This is a genomic window from Paenibacillus wenxiniae, assembly GCF_039822605.1.
Lineage (GTDB): Bacteria > Bacillota > Bacilli > Paenibacillales > Paenibacillaceae > Saccharibacillus > Saccharibacillus wenxiniae.
In genome coordinates, this window is record NZ_JBCGUH010000025.1 from 22770 (window position 1) to 35705 (window position 12936).

Genomic DNA, 12936 nt, shown 5'->3' on the forward strand with positions numbered 1-12936 from the left:
TAAAATCAGCGACTATCCTTATCGATAGTCGCTGATTCAGTAACACTATTCTTTTATCATACTTATACTATAGCTGGATTGCGTATAAACATTTACTGCTGATGTGCTCGCATCAATACCTGTGCTGCTTCAGCACGTGTTGTTACGGCTGAAGGATCAAAGTGTCCATTTACGCGTCCATTCATCCATGCTGATTGCTGCATTTGAGACGCTGCTGCTTTTGCCCAGACAGGGATTGTTGCTGCATCCCCAAACGATACGCTAGTAGCACCTGTTAATGCCATCGCACGGCTAACCATAACGGCCATCTCGGCACGCGTAATCGGAACATTCGGACGGAAGCTACCATCTGCGTTGCCTTTGATCCAGCCCAGTGCACTTGCCTGAGCAATATCACTTTGTGCCCACGCCCCAATCTTTGCGGCATCGGTGAAGGCTGGCAGCGCCGAACTCGTATCGGTCTGCTCGACAGGCTTCAGCATCCGTACCAGCATGGCGGCAAATTCCGCTCTCGTTACCGAAGCACCTGGATGGAATGTACCATCTGCATAACCTTTTACAATGCCCAGTGCAGCTGCTTCACGAATGCTTGCGGCTGCCCAGTGACTATCCGTATCGCTAAACGTAGTGACTACTGGAACTGTATTGCCATCTGCCGGTGATGGGATCGGTGTCGTCGTTTGTGGAACCGCCATCACGGTAAACCGTGTAAAGTGGTTCACATTTACGCTAATGCTATTGCCATCGATCGACCCGTTGTCTACTATCGTCCACGGTGTATTTGCCCCTGTCTGATAAAAGACTGCCAGCTTCTCACCGCTGCGAAGGGTAGCAGGATCAAAGCTCAGCGTCAGCTTGACCGGAATCTTGAAGTTGCCCTGCATATTTTTGAGAAATTCATAGACCGGACTCACCACACGTTGATTGTTAGCAAGCCCTGTCGGCGGTGTTGTCATCAGATTCGCTTGAATTTCAAGCGGCTGATCAGCCGCGCCCGCAGGAACCTGTAAACTTACACCGGAACCAATGCGCAACTCACCCGCTTGCCCTGCCGGAATCAGTACGCTTGATTCTGCATTGCTTGTATGGTTCAACAAATTTGTATTGGCATCTGAGCGACGGTTGCCTGCACTCCCACCTTTGTTTCTACCATCAGATGGTGTTACAACTGTCCAACCTGCATACAATGTCATATCTGCTGTCACCGCTGCGGTAAAGTCAACTGGCTGACTGCGGGCTGTGTCTGTATACCAGCCATTGAATGTAAAACCCTCCCGTGTCGGATCATTCGGACGTGATAGACGATCGCCATGATTGACCGTTTGTGTGACAACTACTGTTCCGCCATTAACATTAAATTTCACTGTACGCATCGCAATGCTCCACTTCGCGTACAATGTCATATCCGCCGTTACTGTCGTGGCTGCAAAATCAAACGACTGACTATGCGCCGCATCCGAGTACCAGCCGGCAAATGTATAACCCGGACGCTCGGGATCGGCTGGACGTGACAGACGATCGCCATAAGCAGCAGTCTGAGCAGAGATCGCTGTTCCTCCATCCGTATCAAACGTAATCTGCTGCACACGAACTGCCCATTTGGCATACAGAATGACATTCGAGATGATCGGCTGACTAAAATCAAATGGCAGATTATGCTGTGGATCAGCAAACCAGCCGGCAAATACTGAACCGGCATCATCGGCTGTCGGTGCGTTTGGCAATATCAGCCGATCACCGTAACCGATATACACATCCCGAATGACAGAGCCGCCATACGTATCAAAGCCTACCGTATACTGATTGCGTTCCCAGCCCGCATAGAGCTGAATGTCCCCGCGAATCGTAGCTGTTGTAAAATCAAACCGCTGCCCAGTAGCAGCATCGCTATACCAGCCCTTGAATGTATAGCCGATTCGATCTGGCTGCTGTGGTTCCGTTAACGGACTGCCATAATCCAGTGTTTGACTAATAACCGCTGTACCGCCTTTGCTATTAAAGCTAGCGGTATACTGATTCACAGACCAGCCGGCATACACTGTCACTGGAGTCGTGATAATCGCCTGGAAGTCAAATGGCTGTGTATGTGCCGCATCCGCATACCAACCGGTAAATGTATAACCGAATTGCACCGGATCGATTGGGCGAGAGATGAGCGTTCCATACGGAATCGTCTGAGTAGGTACATTTGCACCTTGATACGCATCAAACGTGACCGCGTACGACTGTAACGTCCAGCCTGCATAAAGCTGTAGATTCGCGGCTACGGTTGTCGCGCTAAAATCAAAGCGCTGCGTGTGCACCGCATCGGTATACCAGCCGGCAAACGTATAGCCGGTACGTATTGGCGCCGTTGGCTCGCTCACCAGGCTGCCATAGTTAAGCTGGCGATCTGCAACTGGCGTTCCGCCACTGCTATCAAAGCTGATCGTGTACGGATTGATCGACCAACCTGCATAAAGCTGCGTATTCGCTGTTACTACTGTATGGGCAAAGTCAAACAACTGCTTGTGCGCCGCATCCGTATACCAGCCAGTAAACGTATAGCCAGTACGTGTCGGCGCAGCCGGTGCACTAATCGTCAACCCATAATTGACGGGAACAGCCGCCACCGCTGTACCGCCATTACTATTGAAGCCCACCGTATACTGATTAAGACTCCAACCCGCATATAATGGTATATTCGCCGTTACCGTTGTATTGGCAAAATCAAATAATCGGGTATGGGCGGCATCGGTATACCAGCCGGTAAAGGTGTAACCTGTACGTGTGGGCATCGTTGGCTTACTGACTGTAGCGCCAAAGTTGACAGGAACATCTGCGATTGCTGTTCCACCACTACTGTTAAAGCTAACCGTGTACTGGTTTATACTCCAGCCTGCATAGAGCTGCATGCTTGTCACTACCGCTGTATTCGTAAAATCAAAAAGCTGCGTTCGCGCCGCATCGCTATACCAGCCGGTAAAGGTGTAACCCGTGCGTGTCGGTGCAGTCGGCTGAACGCCATGATCGCCATAGTATACATTTTGCGTTGCTATGCTTGTACCGCCCGCACTATCAAATGTGAGTTGGCGCGGAGCATAGTAGCTGAAGGCAATCGTGTTGCTATTGTTAGCTGCGTCGGTAGCAACGAGTGTATAGTTGCCCTCTCCTGTAATTGAAGTGCCACTTGCAAAAGCTACGCCATTGAGAGTAGCCGTTCCATCACTCAGTGTAATAGTAGTAGGAGGCACAGTATAACGCCCTCCGTTGCTCACTCCGCTTACTGTTGGCGGTGTCAGATCAATCGTAAACTTGATCTGTGTCGTGCCATAACTGTTCGTTGCGACTAATGTATAGTTGCCCTCTCCAGTCACTGGCGTACCGCTTCCATATGGCTGATTGTTTAAAACAGATGCACCATTGTTCGTAATGATCGGTGTAACGGCATGATTATACATCCCATTATTACTGACACCCATTATAGTAGGCGGAGAAGTGGATACGACGTTAATATTAACCGTTGAATAACCGTTCGCAAATCCATTGGTATTATACGTACGAACCGTGAAGCTATCCGAGCCTGTATAATTAGTATCTGATTTGTAGTTGAAGCTGCTTCCGAGATCTACTACAGTGCCGTGCTGTGGCAATGTTCGTAGAGACACGCCGGTTCCCGTTCCGCCAGAAAGCATCGGCGTTTTGTTAAACAGAGCGTCCGTTCCAGAGCCAACCGTATACGGTGTACTCGTTACTGCCAGATCAGACGGACCAGGTCCAGCGTTGGAATCTCTCGATGGATATATCGTACTATGCGACGAATCACCAGGCACAATATACATCGAAAACGAATATGGATTCGTACTCATATTAGGTAATCCAAAGTTCGAATACCCATTTCCACCAAATCGTGTACCTAGCAGTGAGAACAAGGCTTGCTGATCCATCACATTCAATTGACTGCCATTAGCAGGAAAGAAAGAGGTCTGCATGGGGGTGAGGAACGAGAGCACTTCGCCTGTGAGCAAATAGCTCTGATCATTAGCTGTTAACTGGGTTAGATCTTTTCCTACCTGATTTGCGCCTGTCTTTGCAGCTATCGCATAAAAGAGCGATTGCCCAGGAAGAGGTGAAGAGATATTAGGTAATGTAAACGTGGAGTTGCCCGACGGATTGAGTAGCGTCGATAATTCGGGATAATCGGCTTTATTTTTTACCGATCCATCCAGCTTCAACCAGTCACCAGGCACATAAAAGTATGGGAATAGATGAACTTCTCCTAACAAGGCACTATTTGTACCGCTTCCCGCCCCATCGCGCGGAGGAAAGATACCCGTCGTTGCAATGTAGTATGCCATACCGTCAGGTACAGGCAATCCGGTCAGGTTAGGAATCGCAAAGTTGGTACGTCCATCCCCACCGTATGAAGTACCCATCGTACTATAAAGCGCCGTGTTCGATTGAATCGTTAAAATTTGGCCTGCGGCAAACATCCAGCCATCGGGTGCGAACCCGTAAGGAAATAATTGAATCTCTCCGATATACGGCTCTGCCGCAGCCGCATGCGCAGAACGCATCGTGTTAGATCCTGTCGATAATGTGGCAAAAACCAGTACAAACGCCAGCGCAATTTTCCAACTGGCACGACAGGCATAATGAAGCACTGTACAATCTCCCCCTTTGGATATAAATCGTTATCTCCTCATGTTACATACAGCTTCGCCAAGCATTACATCTGTTATAAGTTACTGGTACACCGTTCATCCAGAACACTTATGTTAAGCGCGCCAGACACCCCAATATAAGCAAGCTTTCATTTTGAGTAACAGCTGACCACTCCCGTCAGCATGCGGTTTTCCGTAGCATATTACATGATTCAATACTATTAGTTTACTTTATGAATCATTAAAAAAATATAGGTAATATCTAGCTTTAAGACTTTATTTCGTGCGTTTTTATGCATATGCAATGAACAATATCACTCACTTTGGATTTGCGTCTACAATATTACATTTTCTTTTATAATTGGGTTGGAGCACGCTGATTGATAAGTCACGGTAAATAAAATGGAATGGTATTCAGGCGGTTGATTAATTTTGTGAACATTCATTCAGCAGTAGGGTGAATATATTTATTCAGTAGTAGAAAGGTAGCCAAGATGTGCAACATTTCTGCTATAAACATAGAAAGAGATGGAAAACAAACGAACAAAGAAATGAGAAACTCTAATATGAAAAATTGTATTCAGGAAAACTTTTTATAGAAGCAGATTTTTATAGAGTGTATCACTTGGTGTAGTTTATGAAGTCTTTATCATCGCTGCATCATTGCTGCTATGTATTGCTGCTATTGTTGCTATTGTTGCTATTGTTGCTATTGTTGCTACTTTATTATGACTGCCCCATCGTGTATTCGGATCAAGCCGATTGGTTTAATACACTGTACGTATGTTGTGTATGTAAACTTGCCTTTTTATATAACATAAATGGGATCAACAGAGCTTGGCATGATCTGACCTGCATCCTGCAAAAGGAGAGATGACGTATGATCGAGATTGGTTTGACGGGCTTTGGAGATCATCCAGAGCTGTACGGCAAGCTCAAAGCACCGGAACGCTTGCCGGCATATAGCTCACATTTTCCGATCGTCGAGATCGATAGCTCTTTTTACGCTGTACAGCCAGTGAAAAATGTAACGCGCTGGGTGGAGCAAACGCCGGAGCATTTTGGCTTTATTTTCAAAGCCTATCAGGGAATGACCGGACATCTACGCGGGAAGAAAAACTATTTTGATACAAAGGAAGAGATGTTTGCCGCCTTTCATGTATCGCTCCAGCCTGCGATTGATGCAGGCAAGCTGCGGATGGCCTTATTTCAATACCCACCCTGGTTTGATTGCACCCGTGAAAATGTCGATACATTACGTGAAACGCGTGAATTAATGAAAGAGATCCCGTGTGCACTGGAATTCCGCAATCGCACATGGTATATGCCTGAATTCCGCGAGCGGACATTGGAGTTCATGCGTAAAGAAAATTGGATTCATACGATTGTTGACGAGCCGCAGGCAGGGATTGGCTCAATACCAATTATTAGCGCCGCTACCTCATCCCAAGCGACCTATGTGCGTATGCATGGACGCAATGTAGATGGCTGGCACAAAAGCAATCATCCGGACTGGCGCAAGCTGCGTTATTTGTATCGATATAACACCGAGGAGCTGACCGAATGGCGTGATCGACTGCTGGAGCTGCAAAAGGAAAGCGAGCATATTTACGTCGTATTCAATAACAATTCAGCAGGCGATGCGACACCGAATGCACAGGAATTGATTTCCATGCTGGCAGAGCAGGATGCACTATCCGACAAGCATCATGTGGAGCAGGAGTAATCGTGTGCAGCAAGAGTAGATGATAGGACTGATATCATAGATAGAAATCGGCAAAACACCTTCATAGTTCGTCCAGCGTAGATCGCATATTAAGCGGTACGCGGATTAACATGAAGGTGTTTTGGTGTTTTGGTGTTTTGGTGTTTTGGTGTTTTGGTGTTTTGGTGTTTTGATATGCTGCTATGTTTTCAACGTATCCTAGCGTGTATGACTTTTATTTCGATCGAACATTCGACATCTTTTCGTTAACAGGAATGGATATGCTCATGAATTCGATTTGTTGCGAAGAACCTATTGAAGAAACTGGGCTGGTGATTACAATCACTACGTACCACAGCAAGTCCAGCTACACTAGGATGTACACCGATCAGGTAGGCGACCAATACAGCTGGATTGCTTGCTTGAACGAAATGGAGGTAGATCGTATGAAAATCGAATCATTACACCAGCATCAGCACTATGACACTGCTCGGTTTACGAAGCGAATCGTATTTCAGCATACCGGCAACAATGTATTTGTATTGAATTTTGAGCCTGGACAGCAATTGCCTGCCCATCGTCATCCTGGAAGTGATCTGTATTTGCTCATGGTGAGCGGAAAAGGAACACTGACGATCGATCAGCAGGAGGTGGGATTGCATACGGGAGATATGATGCATGTGGAAGCGGATGAATGGATGTCTTATCGAGGTGACGAGAAAGAATCATCCAGTCTGTATGTAGTACTGGTATCATAATTGCTAGTATCATAATTGCTAGTATCGTAACTGCTAGTATCGTAACTGCTAGTATCGTAACTGCTAGTATCGTAACTGCTGGTATTGTAATTTCTATTACCGTAGTACCCACACAAGCAGGATTGGAATGATGGTGACTAAGAGTGAACACGATCATGTCAAAACCCCTTTCTACTGGTAACCAGCAAGAAAGGGGTTTTCTTTTACAAAGCATCGTTCTTTTATATTGGATAGTTTAAGGGACTACGAGCTTGATTAGCGAATAAGATCAATCGCTGTCTGTGGTACAAATGTTTTTTCACCATTGAAGACGATGGTGCCGTTCAGGTTGATCGTTTTGTCATTCAGCATTGCTGTGTTTTTGTATACAGGCAGACGCAAGGTGTCGCTGCCTTTCGTCACGACCATGACTGGATTACGTTCATCTGTGCGATCCCATGTTACCGTTGCGCCTTTGGCAGCGAATGTGGACTCCGCAGGTACGAACAGTTGCTGGGTGACGGAAGCCAGATTCAAACCAAGTGCACTTTCCATATAGCGTGCGATATCGGTATTTTCCACCAGACCGGTGAGTTGCTTACCGCCAGGACCGTATGAATACAGCACCACGTCGCCGCCGGTATGTCCGTTGCTTGTCCAGCCGATATGCGCGCGCTTACTAATCATTGGACCTACTGTATAGTTCATGCTGCCTTCTTTGGTCTCTTTAATCGCAGCGATCTCTTCAGCCGTCAAATCGGTAATGCCGAAATTTTCACTCATCACCTGTACGATATTGCTACGGTCGCTGTTCAGCAGCTTTTCGATCCCTTCACCGGTCACTTTCGCTTTTTTGAGTGGATCGATAAACGTGGACAATGGCAGCTTATCATACGTTTTGGATGTGTCACGGTCACCGATCGTTAGACCACCGTTCATATGGTCAGTTGAAGCGATGACGAGTGTATTACCATCCTTTTTCGCAAATGCCAGTGCTTCAGCTACCGCTTTATCAAACGCATTCACATCGCTAATAATACCGATCGGATCATTCGCATGGGCTGCCCAGTCGACTTTACTACCTTCGACCATCAGGAAAAAGCCCTCTTTATCCTGTGACAAAATATCGATCGCTTTGGACGTCATCTCTGCCAGACTTGGCTGCTTCGCAGGATCACGATCCATATCGTAGTCCATTCCTTTGTCGGCAAACATGCCCCATACTTTACCATTGCTTGCTGCTTTGAGACCTGCTGTATCGGTCACGACATTGTAGCCGAGACGATGAATAGCCGCGGTCAGGTCTTCGCCATCTTTGCGTCCAGCTGGAGTGAAGTATTGCGCACCACCACCGAGCACAACGTCAATGCCTGCATACACTTGCTGCTCGCTCAGCGCATCGTAATTACTGCGATCCGGATAGTGTGCGCTAAAGTCTGCTGGTGTCGCATGCATAATTTCGGATGTTGCAATAATGCCGGTTGCCTTGTTAGACAGCTTTGCCGCTTCCAAAATGTTGGCGACTGGACGCTTCTCATCGCCCGGTGCGATTGGCTTCAAGCCTGGCATCGTATTCTGGTCAGGCAATACGCCGACATAACCAGTATGTGATTTGAAGCCTGTCGCAAAAGCAGTTCCGGCTGGTGCCGAATCGGCAATCGCTGCGTCTGCGGAATAGGTGCGTACAAGTCCGCTTGCCATTTCATCCAAAGCTAGCATCTCGCCGCCATTGTACCAGCGCGCCAGTGCCGTCGCATCCTGCGCCATGCCATCTGGAATGAGCATGATGACATTTTTCGCTTTGATTTCCGGCTGCTGCTTGGCTGCCGCATCACTCACACCCCCTGGGAACGCCAGTAGCATCGAGGATGCCAGCACCCCCGCCATAACCGCGGCTACTTTACGCTTGCCCTGTTTCTTCACTGTATTCATCATCGTATACTCATCTCCTTATTCATATGGCTCATTCTGGATGTCGATCTGCTTGAACATCCTATGTATATGCTTGTTTGCCGACTTGATTGTAACAATCGATAATTAACGAGATGTACGGGAAACCGAAGTAAAATGTAAAAAAAGAGCCGCTTTGTCAACTGTAGATTAACAAAAACGGCTCTTTATTCCTTTTTATTCATATTTATTGGGACATTTTTTACAAGCTGTTCACAATCCCTTTGTATACGTCGATAGCGGCGGCGCGAGATGTTTTCAGATCGACAATCGCATGTGGACGTGGCTGATGGATCTGTTTCGCTGACAAATCTTTCAGCTCAGGTAGCCATTGCCGAATATAATCGCCTTCAGGATCATATTTTGCTGACTGGGTGACCGCATTCACAACACGGAAATACGGTGAAGCATTCACACCAAGCGATGCACACCACATCCAGTTGCCACGGTTAATAATATTGTCATAGTCGAGCAGCTTGCGCCGGAAATACTGCTCACCGAGCGTGAACGGACACTGCAAATTTTTCGTTAAAAACATGGCGGACAATATACGCAGGCGGTTATGCATACAGCCGGTTTCGTTCAGCTGACGCATGGAAGCATCGATAACCGGAATGCCTGTCTCTCCCTTATACCATGCTTCAAAATGACGATCATCCAGTGCAGACAGATCATACTTTTTCTCATACTGGAAGTAGTTCTCGTCATAGATCGCCTGATACAGGTAAAAGTCACGAAATGCAATCTGCCGAATCCATTCCTCACTTTGCGTCTGATCGATCGCACTGCTATACATTTCCCGTATCGATAGCGCGCCTGTAACCAGATGCGGATTCAGCTCGCTGGACGGATCGATCGCATAGTAATCGCGTTCCTCGCCGTAATCTTTTATTTTGCCATGTACAAATTGCTCCAGCTTCGGCTGTGGATCGTCTGCTGGCTTAAATTCATCCAGTGCAAATGGAAGTCGGAACTGCTCTGGCAGTTGGAGCTGCTGCTGACTTACCTTTAGTTCACCCAGAGATACAGGTGACACCGGATTCGGATTAGCATTTAAGAAATCAAGCCATTTGCGATGAAATGGAGCGAATACTTTGTAATAGCCATCCTTACCTGTAAAATCAGTGAATGGCTCCACATCGATCATCATATGATCCAGCAGAAGCGTGAACGATGCACCATGCCGCTTTGCCACTTCACCTAGCTTGCGATCACGTTCACGCGCATACGGTGTAAAATCACGATGCGCCACAATCTCATCGATATCATGCCGCTCCAAAATAGCGTCTAGCACTTCTTCCGGCTTGCCATACGCAATTTGTAACTCTCGCTGATGTTTATGATATTGATGAATCAGCCGATGGGTATGACCGAGAAAATTGATGCCGCTATGCTCCTTTTCCCGATGCTTACGCAGCAGAAACGGGTCGATAATGAGCAGATGCAAACTGTCCGCACCACTCTCTTTTAAATAATCAAAGCCTGCCAGATCATGTGTACGCAGGTCCTTGCGATGAATAAACAATTTCAATACGGTGTCCTCCTATATGCTGTAGGTGAATGGCCTGCTGCCATATAGAGGTTATATACCCGATTTGCTAAGCAATATACGCGGCAATATTGGAGTACATGAACTTGATGGATGTTAGCCAGCTCCAGCATAGATGCACAATAGATACATAGCTGGCTAATCATGATAACGTAAGGCAAGCTATTACGTTTGTGTCTGTGTCTGTGTCTATGTTTATAATTGTGGCTGCAAACGAGCCAGTACATCAGACAACGACATTTCCTCCATAGAAGATAGGCGTAAATCGTACTGTTCAAACGGCAGGAATGAAGTTACCGGATTCGGTACAATCGTACAATGCAGACCTGCCCCTTTCGCTGCACGCAATCCATTAAGCGAATCTTCAAAAGCAACCGCTTCGTGCGCTTGAATGCCCAGTTCATCGATGACTCGCAAATACAGCTCTGGATCAGGCTTTACTGCGGATACATCATCACTCGTTTGGATCACCTCAAAATAATGACGCAGCTCCAGCCGCTGCAAATAATAGTCAATCCATTTCCGATCTGAGCTAGTCGCGAGCGCAATTCGTAAGCCGAGCTGACGTGCTTCCTCCAAATAGGACTGTACACCACCACGTGCTTGTAGTAGATCGACTCGCCCCGGAATCATGGCTGCCACTTCCTGCTCAATCGCATGCCCAATACCAGGCTCGCTCAGTTCACGTTCAATATAATTGCGAAAATCATCATTATGCGTACCGATGCTTGGCGCAAACTGCTCCAATGTCAGCTCCAGACGGTAACGCTCCAGCACCTCTTTATAACATTCAAACCATACCGTTTCCGTATCCAGAATCAATCCATCAAAATCAAATACGACTGCTTTAATCATAATGTATCTGCTCCCTTCATCATCTATGTATCACCAGCATATGACGCTAGATTATGCTGTATGTAGGACTAATTTTCATTATACGATCTCTGTCTGTATCTCTATACATGATCTCTGTCTGCACCTCGGCGCCTGACATTATATCTATACATAATCTCTGCGCCTGACATCCTGCTAATCTGGTCGATTACAATCCTATTGACTCCTGCTCTGCTGACTCTTGCACATTCCGTCTTAACTTACTCTGTCGTACCAATCACTTTTCTCATACAGCTTTCCAGCGAGCCGTATTGATCCAGTCGATCTATAAGCAAGATTATACCGAAGCATCGCCGTTGTTCAACTGTAGCCTGGCGCTCACTCTCTTCTCTATGGACAAAACCTTATTAACCGAAGCAAAAATACATTCAAGCATGTTAGCTTTTGTTTAAATGCAATTTATCGAGGGTAATAGAAAGCATGCTCCAATCGATACATGAATACCTAACATGATCAACTTACGAAAAGGAGATGTTTATAATGACAGAACATAAAGATAACGGCCTGGGTGACAAAATCAAAGGTACCATTTCCAAAATTAAAGGTGAAGCTAAAGACCAGTACGGTAATGCAACGAACAACGCTTCCCTGCAAGCTGAAGGTAAAGTCGACAAAGCTAAAGGCGAAGTTCAACAAAAAGTCGGCGAAGCGAAAGATCATCACAATCACTAATTCTATACGATTCATGAATTCTATACCATTCATGCCAGTTGCTATAGTTGTCTCAAATTGAGTTGCTAGAAGCGGCTCACATTAAAATGATGACCTTGCTGTATATACACTCCTAACTATGTGTACACTAACTGAGCAAACAGTTACAGATTGAACAGTGAGTTATGCTTATGCGGAGTGAACGGTTACCTTATAACATAAATAAACACTTATCTGAAAAGTATAGGTGAATTATGATTGAAGACAAGGTATAGATCAGCTGGAATGTTTTAGAATGAATAAAATATTCTTATAACATGGTGATTGGGACATTCCGTTTAGCCTGTTATACACGATTTAGACGGTGTGCCCGCTCTCTAACGAATTTTGGATATAAAGAAGCGCCTGATCTCAGTATGGAGATCAGGCGCTTCTTTTGTATGTCATTTTATTTGTGTATGTCATCTTATTTGCTTTAATGTGTACCGTGAACGAAAATTAATGTGTACCGCGGCTAGTGTAATCGTCATAAACGCTGTGGTCGGTATCGTAGAACAGTACGTCTCCATCGGCGACTTCATATTGTACACCGTAGGGGTCGGTGATCTGGTGATCACGTTTTCCATCGGTACCGTCATAGCCTTCCATGTGCCACCACTGGTTACTCAGCGGCGCATGGATGTATTGCAGGTGCGGATGGGTCGTATCACCATTCACAATCGATTCGATATCCAGGTTGACCACGATAAAGCCCTGCTTTAAGAAAATCGGCGACTTTTCATCCAGCATATGACGGCGTCCGTAGGC

7 protein-coding genes and 1 pseudogene are annotated in these 12936 nt (G+C 46.3%); 3 read left to right on the forward strand and 5 right to left on the reverse strand.

Annotation, left to right across the window (positions count from 1 at the left end; genetic code table 11):
* Positions 1-92: 92 nt before the first annotated feature.
* Complete coding sequence (locus tag AAHF22_RS22970; RefSeq protein ID WP_347327326.1) at positions 93-4643, reverse strand: InlB B-repeat-containing protein; 4551 nt, start codon at positions 4641-4643, stop codon at positions 93-95.
* Positions 4644-5523: 880 nt separating this feature from the next.
* Here AAHF22_RS22970 and AAHF22_RS22975 point away from each other — a divergent pair.
* The gene (locus AAHF22_RS22975; RefSeq protein WP_347327327.1) at positions 5524-6369 is read left to right on the forward strand and encodes a DUF72 domain-containing protein; all 846 of its coding nucleotides are present in this window, start codon (positions 5524-5526) and stop codon (positions 6367-6369) included.
* A gap of 425 nt (positions 6370-6794) precedes the next feature.
* On the forward strand, positions 6795-7106 hold the full coding sequence (locus tag AAHF22_RS22980) for a cupin domain-containing protein (RefSeq protein WP_347327328.1): 312 nt from the start codon (positions 6795-6797) through the stop codon (positions 7104-7106).
* Positions 7107-7361: 255 nt separating this feature from the next.
* Here AAHF22_RS22980 and AAHF22_RS22985 read toward each other — a convergent pair whose 3' ends face one another.
* The 3 genes from AAHF22_RS22985 to AAHF22_RS22995 all read right to left on the reverse strand — a co-directional run bounded on the left by AAHF22_RS22985 (position 7362) and on the right by AAHF22_RS22995 (position 11436).
* Positions 7362-9020: an alkaline phosphatase gene (locus AAHF22_RS22985; protein ID WP_347327329.1), complete on the reverse strand. Its 1659-nt coding sequence runs from the start codon at positions 9018-9020 to the stop codon at positions 7362-7364.
* 217 nt (positions 9021-9237) lie between these two features.
* On the reverse strand, positions 9238-10566 hold the full coding sequence (locus tag AAHF22_RS22990; RefSeq protein ID WP_347327330.1) for a cryptochrome/photolyase family protein: 1329 nt from the start codon (positions 10564-10566) through the stop codon (positions 9238-9240).
* 213 nt (positions 10567-10779) lie between these two features.
* A complete protein-coding gene (locus AAHF22_RS22995; protein ID WP_347327332.1) occupies positions 10780-11436 on the reverse strand; it encodes an HAD family hydrolase in 657 nt (218 codons plus the stop codon).
* A 522-nt stretch (positions 11437-11958) separates the two neighbouring features.
* On the opposite strand from AAHF22_RS22995, the gene AAHF22_RS23000 reads away from it, so the two are divergent.
* Entirely contained in the window at positions 11959-12150 is a 192-nt protein-coding gene (locus AAHF22_RS23000; protein ID WP_347327331.1) for a CsbD family protein, read from the forward strand.
* 477 nt (positions 12151-12627) lie between these two features.
* On the opposite strand, the pseudogene AAHF22_RS23005 reads toward AAHF22_RS23000, so the two are convergent.
* Positions 12628-12936, reverse strand: a pseudogene (locus AAHF22_RS23005) (DUF5704 domain-containing protein); the annotation flags it as partial.